The sequence below is a fragment of the Clostridium coskatii genome (genome assembly GCF_001675205.1).
GTDB lineage: Bacteria > Bacillota > Clostridia > Clostridiales > Clostridiaceae > Clostridium_B > Clostridium_B ljungdahlii.
The window spans coordinates 1-22,284 of the sequence record NZ_LROR01000055.1 but is presented as its reverse complement, the minus strand read 5'-3'; the positions used below and the strand labels follow the sequence as shown (position 1 = coordinate 22,284).

Below are 22,284 nucleotides of genomic sequence, written 5' to 3'. Positions count from 1 at the left end.
GATCTAACCACTGTCTTATGCTTATTTGTTAATTAGTTAGATAACGCATGACGTTTTATATAGAGCAAGGATACATTTAGCATAGGATTTGTGGAGCATAGCGGACTAAACCTTAAAGGAGTTGTTTTTATGATTTACATTGGCATTGATGTAGCTAAAAATAAGCATGACTGCTGTATCATAAATTCTGATGGTGCTATTCTTAATGATTCTTTACGTATATCCAATTCTCGTCAAGGCTTTGAGTTCCTTTACTCTTCCATACTTTCTATTCTGCCTGATAAGGATATTTCTAACGTAAAAATAGGACTTGAATCAACAGGTCATTATAGCACTAATCTTCAAAATTTTTTGTATGCTAAAGGCTTCAGGCTCTCCATTCTCAACCCTTTAGCTACAAATCTTTTCCGTAAAGCTCAGACTCTTAGAAAAACTAAGACTGATAAAACGGATGCATTAGTTATTGCTAAAATGCTTTTTTCTGATGATACAAAATCCTATTCTCCTGTATCATACCAGATTCAAGAGCTAAAGTCACTAACTAGGCACAGATATCGTTTAATAGGATATCGAGCTAAATTGAAAATATCTGTCAATAGATTGATAGACATTATATTTCCAGAGTTACCTAAGCTATTTTGGTCAATCCATCAAAGTTCTTCCTATGCTCTTTTATCTATATTGCCAAATGCAAATGAGATAGCCGCTTGCCACTTGACTAAGCTTACAAACATACTAAGTGCAGCTTCCAAAGGCAAGTATAGTAAAGATAAAGCAATTTCTATAAAGAAATCTGCCGTGGATTCTATTGGCACTAGTTCGAGGGCTTTAAGTTTTGAACTTCAACAAACTATTAGGTTAATACAATCAGTTCAAGTTGAAATTGATGCTTTAGAACTTCAAATAAAAGAAATTCTTATTGAAATAAATTCACCACTGATTAGTATTCCTGGCATTTCATATACTCTAGCAGCAATAATATTGTCTGAAATTGGGGATATAGAAAGGTTCACAAGTCCTTGTAAGCTCTTAGCTTTCGCAGGATTAGATCCTTCAACTTACCAATCTGGCAAATATAATGCTTCGCATACCCCAATGGTCAAACGTGGATCTACTTATCTACGTTGGGCTGTACTTACAGCTGCCAGAACTGTTTCAATGAGAGACGCAACCTTTTTTGCATATTTATCAAAGAAACGATCTGAAGGTAAGCACTATTATGTTGCTCTGAGTCATGTTGCTAAAAAATTAGTGCGTGTAATATTTTATCTTTTAAAAACCAATACAGCTTTTGTTCCACAAATGTAATCCTTATTTTTAAAATTGGCAACTTAGTTGCTCTATTTGTTATGCACTTTTTTAAGAGGCTAAAAAATGAAAAAACCTTTAAAATTATATTGACTTCATATAGTTAGTCTCTCTATATAAAATTAATAATGTAATTATAGCACTGCATAAGAATTTAGGCCAATAGAGATTGTAATAAGAGCATCATCTTATTATATAGTTTCGTTTTGTTTCCAGTAAAATTATTTCTAATTGAACAAAAAGAGCTTTTAGCTTATAATAATATTAGTCCATAAATGGACTAATATTATTATAAACAGTGAAAGAAGGTTTTATTGTTGGAATGGATTTACCTAATTGGAGCTATTATACTTGAAACAATAGGAACAACTTGTATGAAGATGTCTGATGGATTTACAAAATTACTGCCAGCTTTAGGGACAATTCTAACGTATGGCTTGTGCTTTGTACTTTTTTCAATATCATTAAAAAAGATACCTGTGAGTGTGGCATATGCTATATGGTCAGCTGCAGGAACTACTATTATATCAGTAATAGGAATTTTTATTTTTAAAGAAAATATAAGTATTTTAAAAGTTTTGTCTATATTTTTTATTATATTAGGAGTTGTAGGATTAAACTTTAGCGGCGTTAGTCACTAACTTTTTTATCCGATGGCTAGCTACTGTAACACTCCAACTTCTATCAAAGTGGGAGGTAACAGTAGCTACGCCCCTGGATAATTCATCTAAACTTAGTAGGAGAAACAAACTCCTACTAAGCAAGATTTATTGATAATTAGAAAAGAGTGTATGAAATATGAATGAAGAAAATGAAGTCACTGAGTTATTAAGTGATTATTATGAATCCTGGTTTAAAATTAATGAAATTTATCGTATCTGGTCAAAAAAACATGGTATTCAGGATACGGTTTTGTTTATTTTATATGTAATAGAAGTTTCTCCTTGCTGCAGTCAAAATGAAATTTGCGATAAATTATGCCTGCCAAAACAGACGGTTTCTTTAATATTATCCCACCTTGAGAAAAAAGGATATATTTCTAGAAAGTTAGATCCTGAAGACCGCAGAAATAAAGTAGTCAGCTTCACAGAAGAAGGAGACAAATATGCAAGGGGAATATTAGAACAACTTAAAGCATCGGAGGTAGAAGCTCTCAGTAATATGTCTCAAGAGCAAGGAAGGACTATGATAGAAAGTTTCTGCTTGTTATCTGATTTATTAACCAAAAGCCTTTCTAAATAATATCTAGCCTATGTGGGAATATTTAATTAAAAGAACATTTTATTTGAAAGGGAAAAATAATGAAAATACTTGTAGTAGAAGATGATAAACTTATTTCTCAAAGTATAAAAAACAGCCTTAAAGATTATTATAGTATAGATACTGCCTTGGATGGAGAAGAAGGACTCTACATGGCAGAGCAAAATATATATGACCTTATAGTTCTAGATATAATGCTCCCAAGTTTAAATGGAAGTGAAATACTTAAAAGCTTGAGGAAAAAGGGAATAAGTACGCCAATACTATTGCTTACTGCAAAGGATTCTTTAGAGGATAAAATAAATGGTTTTAAAATAGGTGCTGATGATTATATTTCAAAGCCATTTCATATAGAAGAGCTAAAAGTGAGAATTGAGGCATTACTTAGAAGAAGCGGAGCACTGGTAAATGAGAATATATTAAAATGTGGAAATTTAGAAATCAATACTAAAATTAGAGAACTATCAATAAATTATGAAAAGGTAAATTTACAGGCTAAACTATTTGATCTTATGGAGTATTTAATAAATAACAAAGGAACTATACTCACCAAAGAGCAGATATTTGATAGAGTGTGGGGTTTTGAATCAGATACTGCAATAAACGTTGTAGAGGTATATATGCACAAATTGAGGAAAACATTAGTTGAACACGGTTGTGATGGAGAAATAAAAACTGTAAGGGGAATTGGATACATGTTTAAATCCAGTGAGAAGTCAAATGTTTAAAAAGCTAAAATTAAAGCTTACATTTTTAAATGTAGGGGTCTTTTTTATACTTTTTTTAATATTTAATGTTGTCATTTACCTATATGCTAAATCAAATGTATATTCCTCAATAGATAAAAATTTGCTGATTTCAAGAGATATGATTCAAAAAAATATGCCGCAAAATAGTTCTTATTTATCTACATTAGATCCAAGGGTGATAGCCATAGTACGTGACAAGAGTGGAAAAGTTATTTTAGATACTCATATAAATATATTTTATAGGGCAAATCAGGAATATATCAAACCAGCTAAGGTAGATCAATTATATGACATAAACTTTAAACGATTTCATTTCAGAAGCATAGCCTTTTCAGCTCAACTAAAAAGTGAAACAGTAATGGTTCAGCTGCTTAGAAATACAAATTCAGAAATAGAATTCTTAAATAATTTGTTAAAAATAATAATATGGGGAAGCATTATTGTACTTTTAGTTTGTACGCTAGCTGGAAATTTACTGGCCCAAAGGAGTATGGTTCCAATAGTTAAGGCATGGGAAAAGCAAAAGAGGTTTGTGGGGGATGCTTCCCATGAGCTCAGGACGCCGATTACCGTAATACAGGCACAGTTGGAATTGGTTATTAGAAATTCGGAGGATAAAATAATAACTAAAAGTGAGAATTTAGGAATAGCCTTATCGGAAACAAGAAGGTTATCAAAACTGGTAGCTGATTTGCTCATTCTTACCCGTTCTGATTCTGATGCAGTAGAAATAGATAAAAAAACTGTAAATATGTATTTGCTCATTAAAGAAATAACTGATATATATGCTGAAGTTGCAGATATGGAGGATAAACAGTTAAAAACTGATTTAGAGAAAAACTTAATTGTAAACTGTGATGAAGAAAGAATTAAGCAGCTAATGGTAATTCTTTTGGATAATGCTATTAAATATACTTATAGAGGAGGAAATATACAGGTTGTCCTTACTAAAAAAGATAATAAGTGCATCATTTATGTAAAAGATGATGGTATTGGTATAAAAAGTGAGGAAAAAGAATTGGTATTTGAAAGGTTTTATAGAGGTGATAAGAGTAGAAATAGGGAAACAGGTGGTGCAGGTCTTGGACTTTCTATAGCTAAATGGATAGTACAAAAACATGAAGGAACTATAAATATTTTTGAAAATATACCTAGAGGAACGGTTGTAGAAGTAGTTTTAAAAAATAATTTTAGTTAAGCAAAAGTTAAGATTAAAATGTCATAATCATTTTCATAAAGGATACATTAAATTTATTGAAAGGAATAGATAGATATGAAAAAAATGATTGTTGGCATAGTACTAGTGGCGGTAGTTGCAGTTGGAGGCTTCTTGGTATATAAAAATGTATCAGCTAAGAAGTCAGCTCAAAATGTGAATTCTCAGTTTGCTAGGGGAAAGGTAACTGTAAATGACATTACACAGTCTGTATCCGGTTCGGGAAGTGTTCAAGCATCTCAAAGTGAAGTATTCAAAGCAGCAGGTAAAGACACGGTTGCATCTGTACTTGTAAATAATAATCAAATAGTCAGTACAGGAGATGAACTTGTGACATTTACTAATGGAAGTGCGCCTATAGTGGCAGATATGAGTGGAGTTATAAGTGCCGTAAATGTTAATCCAGGAGATAATGTAAATCAAGGTACTCCAATTGTAACTATGTTTAATAATACAAATCTTCTTACAACTATATCTGTAGATGAAACAGATGTAATGAAGTTAAAGGTAGGACAAAAAGCTGATATAAAATTAAATGCCTTTCCCGATACGAAATTTACAGGGACAGTTACAAGTATAAGTCAGCAGGGACAGTACTCAAATGGAGTGTCAAATTTTGATGTATCGGTATATTTTGATGATGTTCAAAATATTAAAGTTGGAATGTCTACAGAAGTATCCATAACTACAGATTCTAAAAATAATGTACTTGCAATACCGGTAGAAGCAGTTAGAGATATTAATGCTGGAAAATATGTACTTGTGTATGATGGTAATAAAACATCTATGAAGAAAGTAGAACTTGGTATAAGTGATGGAAAGTCAGTTGAAGTAACTAATGGATTGGTAGCAGGAGAAGAGGTTCAACTCCCACAAGTTAAAAGTTCTAGTACAAGCTCTTCAACGAGAGGAATGGGAAGCTTCCAGATGATGAGAAACTCTGGCGGAGGAAATAGACAATCTGGTTCTCAAGGAAGCAGCAGTAGAAGCAGTAACTAAGTTTGTAGTAACAGCAGAGCTGTGAGAATTAAAGAAAGGGGAACCTTATGATAGACATTAAAAATGTATGTAAATACTATACCATGGGAGATACAGTAGTAAAGGCATTGGATGATATAAATTTAAGTATAGATGAAAATGAATTTATATCTATTATAGGACCTTCAGGATCAGGAAAATCAACTCTTATGAATATACTAGGATGCTTGGATATACCTGATTCCGGAAACTATATGTTTGATAATGTAAATGTAGAAAATGCAAGCGAAAATGAGTTAAGCCTAATTAGAAACAGGCAGATAGGTTTTATATTTCAAAATTTTAATTTACTGCCTAAATTAAATGCAGTAGAAAATGTAGAAGTTCCTCTTTTATATAGGGGAATAAACCAAAAGGAATGTAGAAAGTTGGCATTAGAATATTTAGAGAAGGTGGGGCTTAAAGGAAGAGAACATCATAAGCCAAATCAGTTATCTGGAGGACAGCAGCAGAGAGTAGCTATTGCAAGAGCTTTAGTGGGTAGTCCAAAGATTATCTTAGCTGATGAACCAACAGGTGCACTGGATAGTAAAACAAGTGCTGAGCTTATGGAATTTATTAAAGAACTCCATAAAAATGGACAAACTATAATACTTATAACTCATGATCCTAATGTAGCTAAACAAGCTGAGAGAATCATAACCATAAGAGATGGTAAATTATATGCATAGGAGGAGAGATTAGATGAACTTTTTTCAAACTGTAAAGCTGGCTATAAAAAATATAAGAAGCAATAAATTGAGATCTATCCTTACTATGATAGGTATAATTATAGGAATATCATCTGTAATAGTACTTGTTGGTATGGGAAGCGGATCTACAAAGAATATAACTTCTCAAGTTGAATCACTTGGAACTAATCTTATTGTAGCTAATACATTCAGCAGTGGAACCAAGCAGTTGACTCTTGATGATATGGATAATATAAAGAAACTTAATGGTGTAGATGAAATGGCTCCTATCATATCTTCAAGTACTTCAGTTAAAGTAGGAGAAAATTCACAAAATACTGCAGTAACTGGAACTACCAGCAACTTTTATCAAATAAGGAACATGAATGTTGCAGAAGGAAGATTTATAGCTGACCTTGATGTGGATTATAGAAGCAAAGTAGCTGTTTTAGGGTCAGATATAGCACAACAGCTGTATGGGCTTACAGATCCTGTTGGAAAGAATATAACTATAAAGGGAAGTACCTATACGGTAGTAGGTGAGTTGAAGTCTCAGGGAAATTCTATGGGAAGTAATACAGATGATATGGTGATTATACCAATAACTACTGCTATATCTCTTGCAGGAAATAGAAATGTAAGTACCATGTATATAAAATCTTCTAATGACAATAATGTTGATTATGTAACAAATGAAGTTGATAATTATCTTACGAATTTCTTCAAGTCAGCAGATAAAAACCATACGGTTATGAGTCAAAAACAGCTGCTTGACACGATGAGTTCAATAACAAATACTTTGACTTATCTGCTTGGAGGAATAGCTGCAATATCTTTAATTGTAGGTGGCATAGGAGTAATGAATGTTATGCTTGTATCTGTATCGGAACGTACAAAGGAGATAGGCATAAGAAAGGCACTGGGTGGTTCTAGAAAGGACATACTGATTCAATTTCTTATTGAGGCACTTGTACTAAGTTCTCTTGGAGGAGTAATAGGGGTATTATTTGGACTTGGAATAGGATGGCTTGTATCAACTTTTGGAATGTCAGTTACCTTTTCTCTGCCTATAATTGCAGTAGCATTTTCTTTCTCCCTTATAGTTGGAGTTGTATTTGGTATATTCCCGGCATATAAGGCTTCAAAACTCAAGCCAATTGATGCACTCAGATTTGAATAATAAAAAATCTCTGTATTTTACAGAGATTTTTTATTGACATTGACGCAGCGTATAAGTTTATAGTTAAATTGTCAGGAGGTGATAGCAGTGGAATATACAGTGCAGAAATTAGCCCACATGGCGGGTGTCAGTGCACGGACTCTTAGATATTATGATGAAATTGGAATTTTGAAGCCGGCAAGAATCAATTCATCAGGATATCGTATTTATGGCCAAAATGAAGTAGATCGGCTTCAGCTAATACTCTTTTATAGGGAATTTGGCATAAAGCTTGAAAATATCAGAGAGATCATAACTTCTCCTGATTTTGACAGGGTTAAAGCACTTGAAGAACATCACAAAAAGCTTCTTGAAAAAAGAATTGAACTGGATTTATTGATTTCTAATGTTGAAAATACAATTAAATCCATGGAAGGGAGAATTGTAATGAGTGATAGAGAAAAATTTGAAGGATTCAAGAAAAAGCTTATTAATGACAATGAAAGAAAATATGGAGAAGAAATCAGAAAAAAGTACGGAGATGAAATTGTAGATAAAGCAAATAGCAATCTTAAAAATATGACACCTGAGGAATATGAAAAGGTAACTGGACTTGAAAATGAAATACTTGAAACACTGAGTAAAGCCTATAAAACAGGTAATCCTGCAGGTGAACTGGCTCAAAGGGCTGCTTCTCTCCATGCAAAGTGGATAAGTTTTTATTGGGAAAATTACAATAAAGAAGCTCACGCAGGTATTGCTAAAATGTATGTAGAGGATGAAAGATTTAAAGCGTATTATGACAAAAAACAACCAGGGACAGCAGAGTTTTTAAGAGATGCAGTTTTAGTTTATACTGGAATGAAAAAATAATAGCAATTTAAGCCGCTATACTTAGTATTTATAGCGGTTTTTTCATGCCTTAATTTGTATTTGATATAAATTAGAACAATAGTATAAATAGAAAAATAATTTATGTTTTTAAAATTTCAATATACAAAAATTAATGATTTTCCTTAATATATGCAGCAGCTTTCCCTATATCTATAACATTTGAACACTGGAAAGTATTTAATCTAAAAGGATCTTTAAAAGTAGTTTTATAACTTGTCTTCTTCAAAATCTGCCTATATTCATCCGGCGTAAGTTTATTATTTATGCTTTTCAATATAGCTATAAAGCCTGCTGTAACAGGTGAGGTGGATGAAACTGAGAAATATGGAATATCATCTCCATCAGCAGTAGAAACATTATTTTTTAATTTCTCATATGCAGTGTAAGTATCTATTCTGAAATCGCTATAGTCATAAGGAAATATACTAAAATCTGGTTTTCGCTGACCTTTATCTGAAAATCTAGGATCAGACATTTCCTCTGGCCAAATATTATTAGGATTATCATAATGTATAAAAGTAGTTACAATATTATTTTTTACTGCCTTATTTACAGCAGCATCAAATCTTTTACGATTTTTATCTGATATAGGCATTTGAGAATAGGTTAAAATGTCAATGTGATTTTTTATTGCCCAATCTATTGCGTTTATCATAGCAGTAACTCTTTTATCTTCATTGCTGCTTGCTGCAGTATTTAATACATATACTTGACATTCTGGAGCAATTTCTTTTAAAGTGCTCGCCATCCAGTAACCATGTTCACTTGATTTATTTAAAGCATAAGGACTATTCATAAAATCAACAGCACCAGCGTATAAATCTTTATGATATTCATATCCGAAACAGTGATCTAGAATGCCTACTTTAATTCCCTTTCCTTTACTTATGCTTTGAGCTTGTTTTACATTGTGTATTGTAAAATAGTTATCTCTTGAATTTGCATTTGTAAAATGAATATTCCATGGCTGATTGTGCAATTTTGATAGCAAAAGCACATTGAGCGTTATAGAAACTATGAGTATAGTTATTAAAATTTTTTTAGATTTACTTTTCATGTTTTAATGCCTCCATATTATAAGTAAAATTAATTTTAAAAGTCAATTACAATTGTAATCCTAATTTTTTAAGAAAGCAAGATAGTTTTAAAATATTGAGGCTTGTACTTAATGAATTAAAAAGATATAATGGAGAAAATTTTAAAATAATTGGTGTAAAATATATAAAATTAGATGTTTTAAGTGAGGCGTATAGATTATGAAGAGTCATGGATGTCCCCTGGACTGCTTTGGATGCTGTAAATTAAATGTATATGTGGAAGATAATAAAGTAGTTAAAATAGAGGGAGATAAAAACCATCCTTATACAAAGGGTATAGTATGTGAAAAAGCAAAAAATCATTTGAAGAGGTTAAATGCCAGAGATAGATTGTATTCACCTATGAAAAAACAAAATGGTAAGTGGGTAAATATAACTTTTGAAGAAGCAATAAATATAATTTCAGATAAATTGAGATATTACAGAGAAAAATATTCTTCAAACTCTGTAATTCATTATGGTTCATCCGGAACGGGAACTATACTGAAAGGTATAGAAGATATATTTTTTAATTTTTATGGAGGCATAACTAAAATAGAAAATGAAATATGCTGGAGTGCAGGTAATAAGGCCCAAAAGTATGATTTTGGAGATAATAAATCAAATTCCATAGAAGACATATTGAATGCAAAAAATATAATACTGTGGAGCAAAAATCCAGCAAATTCTCATATTCAGCTGCTGCCATTTTTGAAAAAAGCAAGGCAAAACGGGGCAAAAATAATAGTTATAGATCCTATTTCTACTGACAGCACAAATTTTTGTGATATTCATATAAAGATAAATCCAGCATCAGATGCTGCTATGGCCATGGCTATGACAAAGGTAATAATAGAAGAAAATCTGCAGGATGCGGAATTCATAAAGAAAAATGTAGTGGGCTTTAGGGAATATAAAGCTTATTTAGATACTCTTAGTATGGAGTATTTGTCTAGAGAATGCGGCGTTAATATAGACACTATAAAAGAAATTTCTCATATTTATGCTGAAGAAAAGTACAGTACTATATGTATGGGATATGGACTTCAAAGGTATAAAAATGGGGGAAATTCTGTAAGGAGCATAGATGCCCTTGCTGCTATAACGGGAAGTGTAGGGAAAAAAGGCGGTGGAGTAAATTATTCCAACAAGGTGTATCCTAAAGTATTAAATTTGGACCCCTATGGCAGTTATAAATATGCATTAAAGGATAGAAACTGGAATTTTCATAAATTACTTAAATGCTCGAAAGATATTAAGGCTATATTTGTAAGTAAGGCTAATCCATTAAACCAATGGCCTGATTTGAATAATTTTATAAAGGCTTTTGAAAATATAGAGTTCAAGGTATGCATAGATATGTTTATGACTGATACGGCTAAACACTGCGATTTGATTATTCCATGTACTAATACACTGGAAAGCGAAGACCTGTTATATTCTTCTATGAGTAATCCCTACATAATATATAATGAAAAGTGCATAGAGCCAAAGCATAAATTAATGGATGAATACTACTTTTTTATGGAACTTGCAAAAAAGATGGGGATGAAAGAGTACCCTTACGTATCTAAAAGGGAATACTTAACCCAAGTAATAAAACCTTTAGAAAAGAAGGGAATAACCCTTGAAAAAATAAAAAATGGATATGTAACCATACAGGAAAATTCTATTGCCTGGAGTGATTTAAAATTTAAAACACCATCTAAAAAAATAGAGATATATTCTAAAGAGGCTGAGAAAGATGGATTGAGTCCAATACCAGTTTATGTTAATGACGAAAAAAGTGATAAATTAAGACTTTTAACTACTCATCCTAAAAAATCACTTATGTCTCAAAGCTTTAAAGATGTAGACACCATGGCTGCAGCTAATATAAGTAAAAATACAGCAGAGAAACAGGATATACATAATGGTGATATTGTTAAATTGAAATCTTCTAGGGGAGAAATACGGGTAAAGATAAATATAACGGATAAAGTATCAGATAACCTTGTCCATATGAATGTAGGTTGGTGGGAAAAGAGTTCAAATCCAAATTTTCTAACGGAAAATCAAATTGCCGATATGGGTAAGCAGGCAGCTTATTATGATACTTTTGTAGAAATTAAAAAATAAATAGAAGAAAATTGGATAAGTAGCATATATTTATTCAAATATATGCTATTCTTGCAATTAAAAAGCAGATATGATATATTACAAAGGATAAGGAGATGTTTTAAATAAAAGAGTTACCTAGCATTGAAGAGTTAAAGAATTTTATAATTTACGAAAGAGTACAAAATTTTACACTTGCCGCCAATCAAGCAAATATAACCCAATCTGCTTTTAGCTTTCAAATGAAAAAACTTGAAGAAACTTTGGGAGTAAAACTTATTTTACGTTCCAATCGGGGAAGTTGTTTAACACCTGAAGGTAAAATTTTTTATAAAAAAATATGTGGAATATTGCCAGAATTAGTTGAAACAATCTATGAATTTCAGCAAAAAAGTAGTGAAAAAGCAATAGAACTAAAAGTAGGTGTACTTACATCGCTTGGTGATATACTTATGAATCAGTATGTCACTTATTTTCAAAAAAATAAGAATATATTGATTACTGTTTACAGTATGGAGAAAAATGAACTTATACACTCTTTAAATAGTGGTAAAATTGATATTGCATCCAGTTTTCTTTCTGATGATGAAACTCTAGAAAACTTTGAAAAAGTCCTATTTCGAAGGGATAAGATGGTGTATTATGCACCTAATATTACGGAAATATGTAATACAATAAGTATAAAAACTATTTTAAATTTTCCTTTAGTAAAGTATCCACCAGATAATTTTATGAACAAAATGATTGATCAGTATTTTAACATTGCTGGTAAAGTACCGGTTGTGGCAGCACAATTGCCATCTCCCTATGCTATAATTCAATATTGCAAGAGAAATACTGCCGGAGCACTTATTGCAGAACGTCTTCTTAATACGCTCGGTGATAGCTATGAGCATGGATACTGTAATATTGACCCATCATATACTATGAAAGCCTTCCTATTATATAAAAAAGAAAATCCAAAATACCGTGCAATAAAACTATTTATTGATTATGTGGTCAAATTAAATAAAAATAATAGCTAATATTTATTATTTTTATTATAGCTGATATAAGACTAATTTTGTTATAAATTTTTCTTATGTCAGCTATCTTTTTATTTGGCTATACAAGCATACTTTCTTGAATTATACTAATTTCGACATACAAAAGAAGAAGTTTTTTAAAAGGATGCTTCGTAAAGTATAAAGAGAGGATGATATTAATTATGGAGTATGTTAATATAAATTTGCCCTATGATAAAAAGCAAATTATTGCAAAAGTAAATAAAAAAAACTTAGCTGGTATTTTAATTTCAAAATCAGAAAATTACAAAAATAACTTATCTCAAAAAGAAATTGTTGAAAAATCCCTTGATAACCCTATTGGTTCACCTAAATTGGAGGAGCTAGTAAAAGGAAAGAAAAATATTGTTTTGATAAGCTCAGATCATACACGTCCAGTTCCTTCAAAAATTATTACACCTATACTTCTTCGCCGTATTCGAAGTGTTGAACCTAATGCAGATATTAAAATACTTGTTGCTACAGGTTTTCATCGCCCATCCACTCACGAAGAACTTGTAAATAAATATGGTGAGGAAATTGTCGAAAATGAAAATATTGTAATGCATGTTTCAACCGATGATTCTACTATGGTAAAAATAGGCACTCTTCCATCAGGTGGACCATGCATTATTAACAAAGTTGCTGCTGAAGCTGATTTATTAATTGCTGAAGGCTTTATTGAGTCGCATTTTTTTGCTGGCTTTTCTGGTGGACGTAAATCTGTATTACCTGGAATAGCATCTTATAAAACAATTATGGCAAATCATTGTGGTGAATTTATAGATTCAAATAAGGCACGTACTGGTAATATAAAAGGTAATCCTGTTCATGAAGATATGGTATATGCAGCTAAAACAGTTGGTCTTAAATTTATCTTAAATGTTGTTCTTGATGGTAACAAACAAATCATAGGCTCCTTTGCTGGAGATCTTGAAAAAGCTCATGAAACTGGCTGTAATTTTGTAAAGGAGCTGGCACAAGTTAAAAAGATACCTTGTGATATTGCTGTATCAACAAATGGCGGTTATCCTCTTGATCAAAATATTTATCAAGCAGTAAAAGGAATGACAGCAGCAGAAGCTACAAATAAAGAAAACGGCGTTATTATAATGGTTGCTGGCTGCGTCGATGGTCATGGTGGTGAAGGATTTTATAAAAATCTTGCCAATTCCAAAACACCTGAGGAATTCTTAGAAAAAGCTATTCATACAGAGCGTCAGAAAACTATTCCAGACCAGTGGACTTCTCAAATATTGGCACGTATTCTTTCAAAGCATCATGTCATAATGGTTTCTGATCTTGTTGAGCCAAAGCTTATTAAAGACATGCATATGGAACTTGCTGCAACATTTGATCAGGCACTAAAGCGTGCTTATGAGATAGAAGGAGAAAACGCTAAAGTAACAGTTATCCCAGATGGACTTTCTGTTATTGTCAAATAGAGATTGGTAACATAAAAAAGGAGTTGTCTTAAATAATGCATTATAGTTTAATTGTAAAATTGATTTGTGAAATGCTTGGCACAGCAATTTTGGTACTATTTGGTAATGATGCCGTTGCTAATGTAGAATTAAAAGGAACAAAAGGCTATCACAATGGATGGCTTATTATTGCCGTTGGTTATGGAATTGGTGTAATGATTCCAGCTTTAATGTTTGGGCCAATCAGTGGCAGCCATATAAATCCAGCTATGACTATAGGTTTAGCAATAAATGGATTTTTTTCTTGGTCAGAAGTCTTTCCATATGTAGTGGCTCAACTTATTGGTGCTATAATTGGTCAGGTTATTCTTTACTTTGTTTATCTTCCATTTTATAAAAAAACAGAGAATACTGAAAGCATTCTTGGTACATGCTCTACCATATCAGCTTCTGGAAGTTATATAAATGGATTTATTACGGAATTTTTTGGTACATTTTTATTAGTTCTTGGTGCAGAATTTATGCTTAATTCCACAGACTTAAAACAAACCATTGGAATAGGCTATCTTGGTCTTGGTTTTCTTGTATGTACTTTAGTTACATCCTTAGGCGGTCCAACTGGTCCTGGATTAAATCCTGCCAGAGATTTAGGTCCTCGAATCGTACATTCATTATTTCCTCTTAAAAATAAAGGAAATTCTCAATGGTCATATGCTTGGATTCCTGTGGTAGCACCAATAGCTGGAAGCATTATTGCGATATTTTTATTTAAACAAATTTATTAATAAATCTAGTATAAATTTGTATAGTCATTACTATTACCTATTAGATTTATTATAGTTATAGGCAAACTGTAGTGGTACTGTAAAAGTGTAAATGTTAATTATCAAATTATTGATGGTGAACATTTACACTTTTATTTAATTAAAGTGACTCTGTTAAAAGTCATCGAAGCTCTAGAGGTCTAGATACACTATAAAATTTTATTTATATTGCAAATGTCTTAAGAGTATAATTTGCAAAACTGCAGTGTTTAGTATCATATTATATATTGCTAAAGAGCAAGATTATAATTATGTAATTGATATAAGGAAAGGTCATAGTGGATAAAGAAGAAATTAAAATTTTATTGAAAAGTGTTAAAGAGAATAGAATAAATGTAGAAGAAGTTCTTGAAAAATTAGAAGATTTACCTTTTAAGGATTTGGGTTTTGCAAAAATAGATAATCATAGAGAAATTAGAGTTGGTTATCCGGAAGTAATATATTGTGCTGGAAAGACAGTAGATCAAGTTAGAGATATTGTGAAATTTATGCTTACAAAAAATGTTAATATATTAGGTACTAGAGCAAATGAAGAAATGTATAATGCGGTAAAGGAGATATGCATTGAGGCAGAGTACAATAAGCTTGGAAAAACAATAACTATCAGAAAAAAAGAACAAGCCATTACAGATAGTTATATAGCCATTGTTTCGGCAGGAACTTCTGACTTGCCAGTAGTAGAAGAGGCGTATGAAACTGCAAAAATACTAGGAAATAGAGTTGAAAAAGTGATTGATGTAGGGGTTGCAGGAATACATAGACTTTTTGCAAGATTGGATGTTATTAGAGGGGCAAATATAATTAATAAGTTATAAGGAGTTGTGTTAAAGGAATAATGCCTCTCAATTTGATACATTAAAAGAATGGAATAATTACACAGTTCTCAGTTATGGAGAACAAAAATAATGGATATAGATTTGATTTTTACACAAATCTATATCCATTCCCTCCCACACAGGAAAGACCAATTAGAGATTATACTTCTGGTAGTCACGCTTTCTCCATTTCTAAGCAACAATCCGTTTATGAGACATTTTATTAATCCAGTTAATATCTAATTTTGAGTTTCATCTTTACTGTAATTGCTAAAGCAATGAGTATGTGAAGTAGTAGACTTAAGCAAGTTTATTTTACATATTTTGAACTAAAATAGCTATACTAAAATAATATAGAAGGTTAAGTGAAAAATGTAATTCTATTTTGAAAAATATTTATTATAGCACTCATAAAAAATAATAGATATAAGCTTGTAGAATTTATTATATTTACTAAGGGGTACTTAAAAGATGAATTCGAATAAAGTTTTATCCGAAGATATAGATGTCAATATAAATGAACTAGATGAAAAGTTCAAGGATTGTCCAGATATATTAACTAAAAAGTTGATTCTAAAAAATGGAATAAAAGGATGTTTTTTTTATCTCAAGGGGTTTATAAATTTTGATTTGATTCAGAGAGATTTTATAAAGCCTATTTTGTCTATAGATATTGATAATATATCTGATAAAGAAATTTTGGATTATTTGCCTTTGTTTAATACTTCTCTAGGTTATGATATTAATATTCTTGTTACATCAGTACTAAACGGAAAAACAGTTTTTTTAATGGATAAGCTAAACTATGCAATCATATGCGATTTAAAGGAAGTTGAAAAGAGAAGTATAAAAGAACCTGAGGGTGAGAAGAATGTGCGAGGTCCATATGTGGGTTTTATTGAAAACCTTGACACAAATATTACATTAATAAGAAGGGAAATCAAGGACAATGATTTAAAGTTTAAAACTGTTCAGGTAGGAAGTAGAACAAAGCAGACAGTAACTATCGGATATATTCAAGGTATTGCAAATCCGAAACTACTAAATACATTGCTTACTAAGATTAGCAAAATTGATACGGATGGACTATTGGCTATTGGGTATATTGAACAATATATTACAGATTCACCAAATTCGCCATTTCCACAATATTTACCTACAGAGAGACCAGATAAGGTAATAGCTGCATTATTGGAAGGAAGATTTGCAATATTAATGGATGGCACTCCCTTTGCGCTAATAGTTCCAGTTTCTTTTTGGAGCTTTTTTCAAGCATTAGATGATTATAGTACTAAGTGGATGATTGGATCTTTTTTTAGATTAATAAGGCTGTTTTCAATGATTATTGCTGTAATTTTACCCTCCATTTACATATCTATAACATCCTTTCAATATTATTTAGTACCTATAAATTTGCTTGAACCTTTGGCAATATCCAGAACTCAAGTAGCTTTTCCACCTATTGTTGAAGCGCTTATAATGGAATTTACAATAGAAATAATTAGAGAAGCATCTATTAGGCTGCCTACCTATATTTCTACTACCATAGCTGTAACAGGTGGTATTATAATTGGGCAGGCAGCTGTTAATGCCGGAATAGTCAGCAGCTTATTTATTATAATAGTTGCAGTTACTGCTATAGCATCTTATGTAAATCCAGTTTATGACTTTGGGTCAGCATTAAGATTGACAAGATTTATGTTTTTAATTTTAGCATCTTTTTTTGGAATCATAGGAGTATTAATATCTACAGTTTTAGTAATAGCACACCTATTATCATTGGAATCGCTGGGCCAGCCCTATTTAATGCCTATAGTTCCTTTCAAAAAAAGGAATATTAAGGATACTATAATTAGAGCACCTTTAGATTTTATGAAGATAATACCGCATATATCAAAGCCACTCAAAAAGAAAAGGGGTGGTAAATAGTTGGAGGATAAAAGGCATCAGATCACTTCTAAACAATTAAGGACATTTGCTTTATCGTCTCAAATTGGCTTAGGCATTATGACATTGCCCTCTGTTCTTGCAAAAAAAGTTGGTCATGATGGTTGGATAGCTGTTATTTTAACAGGAGTTTTAGTATTGTTTTCTGCACTCTTTGAGTTAGCACTTTTAAAAAGATATAAAAATAACTCGATTTTGGAGATAAATATAAAGTTATATGGCAAAAGTTTGGGAGTAATTCTGAATTTTATATTTATTTGCTATATATTTGCTTTTGCAGCTCTCAATATAAGGCTGCTTACTGGAATAGTAAGTGTTTTAATCTTAAGGAAAACTCCCAAAATTGTTATATCATTTTTGATTGCTTTACCTACAACTTATCTTACTGCTAAAGGATTAAAAGTAATATGTAGATTTACTACGCTGCTGTATTTATCTCATATAGTAATAATTTTTACATTTGCAATGATTATTAAAGATATTAGAATTACTTATATAATGCCTATTGCTAAGTCAGATTTTAACTTAATAATAAAAAGTCTTCCTTATACAATTTATTCTTTTTTAGGATTTGAGCTTGCTTCAGTTTTTTATCCAAATGTAGTTAACAAAGAACATATAACAATGCATATTATACAAGGTGTTGTATATACTACACTATTTTATCTAATTATTGTTGTAGTTTCAGTACTTATATTTGGTGAAATGAAGTTAAAAATGCTTGTATTCCCAATCTATAATATTGAGGAGGCAGTAAGGGTACCGGTTATAGAAAGATTTGATATGATTTTTATATTGTTTTGGTTTCCTATGATGGCATCTTCTGTAACAAATTATTTTTTTTCATCTTACTATTGTGTTTTAAAAATATTTAGAATAAAAAGAGAAAAACTATTAATTGCAGTAATTTTTATAATTATGTTCATAATTGGAGTAACACTTAGTGATATACAGATGATTTGCAGATATATCAATTATATAGCTATATGGGGAATAATTAATATAGCATTTATAATAATTTCCTTTTTTATTTCATGTTTAAAAGGGAGGGAGTAATATTGAAAAAAAGACTAATTACTATAATTTTAATATTTACCATATTTTTAGAAGGTTGTTGGGATCAAACAATTTATGAGAGAACAGGTTTTATATTACAGGTTGGAATAGAGCCCTCTAATAATAATCTCCTGATTACTTATACAGATCCAGTTGTAGAGCCAAAATCAAAAGAGCAGGTTGAAGTTATATATGATAGTAAGGAAAATTTATTAAGAGAATTTAGAGAAGATGCAAGAAAAGTTTCGTCTAAGATGTTGGAAGCGGGAAAAGTACAGCAAGTTTTAATATCAGATTCCATAGCTGCAAAGGGCATAAATAATTTATTGGAAGTTTTTGAAAGAGATCCAACTACCTCTATAATAGCATACGTTGCAGTTGTGGAAGGAAGTCCAAGAAATTTGATGGAAAAAGCTCAAAGTTTTGGAGATAAGCCCCGTCCAGCATTTTATATACATCAATTAATTGAGGATAATATAGAGCAATCTTATGTGCCTGATACTCAAATACATAGATTCACTACAACATTTTTTTCACCAGGTATAGATCCAATTACTCCCATGGTAAAGTTGCAGTATGATAAGGGAAAGGGCATTGAAGTAATTGGGTCAGCACTTTTTTCTGAAGATAAAATGGTTGGCAAAATAGATACAAATCAAACTTTACTATTATTATCGATGATGGGAAAAGCAAAAAAATCTGTATATGTAAGTAAACATTTTGAAAATCCAGGATATAATAATGGAAAAAGGGGATGTGCCATTGGTATTAGAAAAGTTAAAAGAAAAGTTAATGTTTATTTGGAGAACAATACACCAATAGCAGATATTACTTTAAACTTTGATGGTTCGCTGAATGAAATGCATTGGAATGCCATTCCAGATGTGGAAGTGCGGAAAAATATTGAAAAAACATTGGAAGCGGAGATAAAAAAAAGTTGTGAGCAAGTTTTAACCTATACACAAAAAATTGATAGTGATCCTTTGGGAATAGGTGACATTATTCGCGCTAAATATAATTCTTATTTTGAAAATGTTAACTGGAAAAACGTGTATCCCAGTGTTAAGTTTAATGTTAATGTAAAATTAAATATTTCAGATCATGGTGTTATAAATTAGTCTATATCCATTTTATAAATTTTTACATATCCAATGACTACCTATAATTCATTTATATACAAACTTGATATGCCATCTTTATAGCAAAATTATTACACATCATATTATAATGTAATGTATGGAAATATGCTTTATAATTAATATAAAGATTCGCATAATCTGTAATTACTGATATGAAAAACTTATTTATTAAATAGGTGCGTTATTTCAGAAATAAGTTATAGGGGAGAGATAAAAACAAAATGGTTCAAAATAGAAATGTTACTAAAGTACTAAAGCCAAAGATTAAAGACAATCTACCTGAGTTTGATTTATTACAAAGAGGAATATCTGATTATGATTCAATTTCATCTGTATTGGTGAATGAATGCTTGGTGGAAAATTTTAAGGCAAGAAGAGTATCCTTTAATGAAGTAATATTCAGAAATGTAAAGTTTATAAATATATCATTTGAGCAGGCAGAATTTTTAGATGTAAGATTTGAAAACTGTGATTTATCTAATGTTAATTTGAGCGAATCCTCAATATATAAAGTAGAATTTATAAACTGTAAGCTCACGGGAAGTAATTTTACGGAAGCGGTTTTTAGAAATGTTATGTTTGATCAGTGTAGTGGACAATATACATGTTTTAGATTTACAGATTTCAAACAAGCAATCTTCAGTAACTGTCAGTTTCCATATGTTGATTTTTATGAGAGCAAATTTTCTAAATTGGAACTTAAAGACACTGATATTACACAGGGGCAATTCTGCAATACTAAACTAAAAGGAATAGATTTTACAAGCTGCAAAATTGATGCTATCGCTGCAGGTGTGGAAGATATTCGCGGCGCAATAATCTCATATACTCAGGCTGTTTCGATTATTAGCCTACTTGGAGTTGTGTTAAAGGAATAATGTTTTTGTTTAAAATGGATTTTGGACTTTACAATCTGGAATTATAAAAGAAAATTTAACAAGCATAGCACTACATAAAAAATGTGGTTTTAGAGAAGTAGGTGTAAGAGAAAGACTAGGAAAGATGAGTAATGGAAAATGGTGCGATGTAGTTTTGACTCCACCTGATGCTTAGAAATCGTTATCTAGGGCCGTAGCAGCCGTTATACCCCACTTTATAAGAAAAGCAGATATCCCAAATCTTTGATTTGGTGATAGTCGCTTTCACAGAGTGCGATGGGGTATTACGGCCGGTAGCCATCGGATAAATTGTTAAAACTCCCAAGATTGGTATTGGGAGTTTTATGCTAAATAGATTAATTATTTCACCTTTAGGTTTAATTCTCTGGCTATTATTTTTGCTGATTCTTCTGCAACCTCTCCTGTAAAGTAAATGCATTGTTTCATATGTTCTTCAGAACCAAGGGTCATATCTTTTGTTAAAACTCTGCAGCATAAGTATTTATGTTTATCTTTAAAAATATCATGCAGTTCTTTAGATAAAGCCATAGCTTTATTAACCCTTTCATCTTTGGGTTCACATCTTCCGAAAAATAAGCCTATTGCCATAATGCCTCCGGTTACTGCACCACAAGTACATCCAGATCCACCTATACCTACTGGAAAACCCGAAGCCATCTTTATAATGTCATCGGATACTGGCAGGTTAAATTCATCCTTAATTGTTTTTACTATTGATTCAGAACAATAAAAATCCCCATTACGGTAATAATTTTCTGCCGTAGTTTTTATTTTATGTAAGTCAATAATCTTATTCAATGTAATTTCCTCCTATAGTATTTTTATAATATTAAAACTGCCATATAATTGTAAGCAGTTTGATATAATTCCCCTCAGTCATATATTAAATTCAATAAATTTCTCTTGCAATAATTATTATTTATATTAATAAAAGGTCAATTTTGTATAAGCAAATGTTATAAGATAATTTTAATATATTACAATAAATAAAACATATTTAAAAAATTGATTGGAACACTTTAAAATTAAATACATAAAATGTATGCATAGATTATCATTTATATATAAATACTAGTTCTAATTAATAACACTATATTTTATTGACTGTATATAAATTATAGTTTATATTATATATAGATAATTGTCTATACACGAGGTGATACAATGGATAAAAAATATGAAGATAATGCAAAGATATTTAAGGCATTATCAGATCCTAGCAGATTAAAAATTCTTGATATATTATCCTGCGGTGAAAAATGTGCTTGTGACATACTAGAATATTTTGAGTTTACACAGCCTACTTTATCTCACCATATGAAAGTTTTGATGGAATGCGGACTTGTAGAATCTAGAAAAGAAGGTTTATGGAGTCATTACCGTTTGAATAACAATAATGCAAACAGATTAATGCTATTTTTAATGAATATCATAACTGATACAGATGATTGTATTTGTAAAGGAAAAAGTAAACCTAATTGCTGTAAATAATAATGAAATTAAATAATAAGCAATCTGGTAATATGTCAAGATAGTTTTTTAAAAGATTTCGATATGTTTTTCTTAAAAAAGGGCGCACAAAATAGACGTTCGAATTTTTTGACAAAAAATCGAATGTTAGTTCGTCTTGATATGAAATTCGGTGTCTAATTTTTCACCGGTGTACAGT

The 22,284-nt window shown here is 31.0% G+C and carries 20 protein-coding genes and 2 pseudogenes; 20 read left to right on the top strand and 2 right to left on the bottom strand.

Going from position 1 to position 22,284, the window contains the following annotated elements:
* The first annotated feature begins 129 nt into the window (after nt 1-129).
* The 9 genes from CLCOS_RS13700 to CLCOS_RS13660 all read left to right on the top strand — a co-directional run bounded on the left by CLCOS_RS13700 (nt 130) and on the right by CLCOS_RS13660 (nt 8,274).
* Nucleotides 130-1,308, top strand: a complete 1,179-nt coding sequence (locus CLCOS_RS13700) for an IS110 family transposase (RefSeq protein WP_063602551.1) — start codon at nt 130-132, stop codon at nt 1,306-1,308.
* A gap of 317 nt (nt 1,309-1,625) precedes the next feature.
* The gene (locus tag CLCOS_RS13695; RefSeq protein WP_023163293.1) at nt 1,626-1,949 is read left to right on the top strand and encodes a DMT family transporter; all 324 of its coding nucleotides are present in this window, start codon (nt 1,626-1,628) and stop codon (nt 1,947-1,949) included.
* A gap of 157 nt (nt 1,950-2,106) precedes the next feature.
* Nucleotides 2,107-2,550 (top strand): MarR family winged helix-turn-helix transcriptional regulator, encoded by a 444-nt coding sequence (locus CLCOS_RS13690; protein ID WP_063602552.1) that lies wholly within the window; start codon nt 2,107-2,109, stop codon nt 2,548-2,550.
* A gap of 59 nt (nt 2,551-2,609) precedes the next feature.
* Nucleotides 2,610-3,296, top strand: coding sequence for a response regulator transcription factor (locus CLCOS_RS13685; protein ID WP_063602553.1), 687 nt, complete (start codon nt 2,610-2,612; stop codon nt 3,294-3,296).
* Nucleotides 3,289-4,515 (top strand): sensor histidine kinase, encoded by a 1,227-nt coding sequence (locus CLCOS_RS13680; RefSeq protein ID WP_082853646.1) that lies wholly within the window; start codon nt 3,289-3,291, stop codon nt 4,513-4,515. Before CLCOS_RS13685 ends, CLCOS_RS13680 begins: the two co-directional genes overlap by 8 nt.
* A 75-nt stretch (nt 4,516-4,590) precedes the next feature.
* A complete protein-coding gene (locus CLCOS_RS13675; RefSeq protein ID WP_063602555.1) occupies nt 4,591-5,532 on the top strand; it encodes an efflux RND transporter periplasmic adaptor subunit in 942 nt (313 codons plus the stop codon).
* Nucleotides 5,533-5,579: 47 nt separating this feature from the next.
* Nucleotides 5,580-6,242, top strand: a complete 663-nt coding sequence (locus tag CLCOS_RS13670) for an ABC transporter ATP-binding protein (RefSeq protein ID WP_063602556.1) — start codon at nt 5,580-5,582, stop codon at nt 6,240-6,242.
* A gap of 13 nt (nt 6,243-6,255) precedes the next feature.
* Nucleotides 6,256-7,422 (top strand): ABC transporter permease, encoded by a 1,167-nt coding sequence (locus tag CLCOS_RS13665; protein WP_063602557.1) that lies wholly within the window; start codon nt 6,256-6,258, stop codon nt 7,420-7,422.
* Nucleotides 7,423-7,509: 87 nt separating this feature from the next.
* Complete coding sequence (locus CLCOS_RS13660; RefSeq protein WP_063602558.1) at nt 7,510-8,274, top strand: MerR family transcriptional regulator; 765 nt, start codon at nt 7,510-7,512, stop codon at nt 8,272-8,274.
* Nucleotides 8,275-8,404: 130 nt separating this feature from the next.
* Here the strand turns inward: CLCOS_RS13660 and CLCOS_RS13655 are convergent, their stop codons facing one another.
* Nucleotides 8,405-9,352 carry a S8 family serine peptidase gene (locus CLCOS_RS13655; RefSeq protein WP_063602559.1) on the bottom strand — a complete coding sequence of 316 codons (948 nt, stop codon included), beginning with the start codon at nt 9,350-9,352 and terminating at the stop codon, nt 8,405-8,407.
* Nucleotides 9,353-9,551: 199 nt separating this feature from the next.
* On the opposite strand from CLCOS_RS13655, the gene CLCOS_RS13650 reads away from it, so the two are divergent.
* The 10 genes and pseudogenes from CLCOS_RS13650 to CLCOS_RS22830 all read left to right on the top strand — a co-directional run.
* Nucleotides 9,552-11,489, top strand: a complete 1,938-nt coding sequence (locus tag CLCOS_RS13650) for a molybdopterin-dependent oxidoreductase (protein ID WP_063602560.1) — start codon at nt 9,552-9,554, stop codon at nt 11,487-11,489.
* Between the two features lie 104 nt (nt 11,490-11,593).
* On the top strand, nt 11,594-12,493 hold the full coding sequence (locus CLCOS_RS13645; protein WP_063602561.1) for a LysR family transcriptional regulator: 900 nt from the start codon (nt 11,594-11,596) through the stop codon (nt 12,491-12,493).
* A gap of 182 nt (nt 12,494-12,675) precedes the next feature.
* Nucleotides 12,676-13,956, top strand: a complete 1,281-nt coding sequence (gene larA, locus CLCOS_RS13640; RefSeq protein WP_063602562.1) for a nickel-dependent lactate racemase — start codon at nt 12,676-12,678, stop codon at nt 13,954-13,956.
* 35 nt (nt 13,957-13,991) lie between these two features.
* Nucleotides 13,992-14,720, top strand: a complete 729-nt coding sequence (locus CLCOS_RS13635) for an MIP/aquaporin family protein (protein ID WP_063602563.1) — start codon at nt 13,992-13,994, stop codon at nt 14,718-14,720.
* Between the two features lie 317 nt (nt 14,721-15,037).
* Nucleotides 15,038-15,562, top strand: a pseudogene (locus tag CLCOS_RS13630) (nickel pincer cofactor biosynthesis protein LarB); the annotation flags it as partial.
* Between the two features lie 483 nt (nt 15,563-16,045).
* Complete coding sequence (locus tag CLCOS_RS13625) at nt 16,046-17,503, top strand: spore germination protein (protein ID WP_063602564.1); 1,458 nt, start codon at nt 16,046-16,048, stop codon at nt 17,501-17,503.
* Nucleotides 17,504-18,577 (top strand): GerAB/ArcD/ProY family transporter, encoded by a 1,074-nt coding sequence (locus CLCOS_RS13620; protein ID WP_063602565.1) that lies wholly within the window; start codon nt 17,504-17,506, stop codon nt 18,575-18,577.
* Between the two features lie 2 nt (nt 18,578-18,579).
* Nucleotides 18,580-19,695: a Ger(x)C family spore germination protein gene (locus CLCOS_RS13615; RefSeq protein ID WP_063602566.1), complete on the top strand. Its 1,116-nt coding sequence runs from the start codon at nt 18,580-18,582 to the stop codon at nt 19,693-19,695.
* Between the two features lie 242 nt (nt 19,696-19,937).
* Nucleotides 19,938-20,594 (top strand): pentapeptide repeat-containing protein, encoded by a 657-nt coding sequence (locus tag CLCOS_RS13610; protein ID WP_063602567.1) that lies wholly within the window; start codon nt 19,938-19,940, stop codon nt 20,592-20,594.
* Between the two features lie 13 nt (nt 20,595-20,607).
* Nucleotides 20,608-20,769, top strand: a pseudogene (locus tag CLCOS_RS22830) (N-acetyltransferase family protein); the annotation flags it as partial.
* 185 nt (nt 20,770-20,954) lie between these two features.
* Here the strand turns inward: CLCOS_RS22830 and CLCOS_RS13605 are convergent.
* Nucleotides 20,955-21,413, bottom strand: coding sequence for a C-GCAxxG-C-C family protein (locus tag CLCOS_RS13605; RefSeq protein WP_063602568.1), 459 nt, complete (start codon nt 21,411-21,413; stop codon nt 20,955-20,957).
* 366 nt (nt 21,414-21,779) lie between these two features.
* On the opposite strand from CLCOS_RS13605, the gene CLCOS_RS13600 reads away from it, so the two are divergent.
* Nucleotides 21,780-22,106, top strand: coding sequence for an ArsR/SmtB family transcription factor (locus CLCOS_RS13600; protein WP_063602569.1), 327 nt, complete (start codon nt 21,780-21,782; stop codon nt 22,104-22,106).
* Nucleotides 22,107-22,284 lie beyond the last annotated feature (178 nt).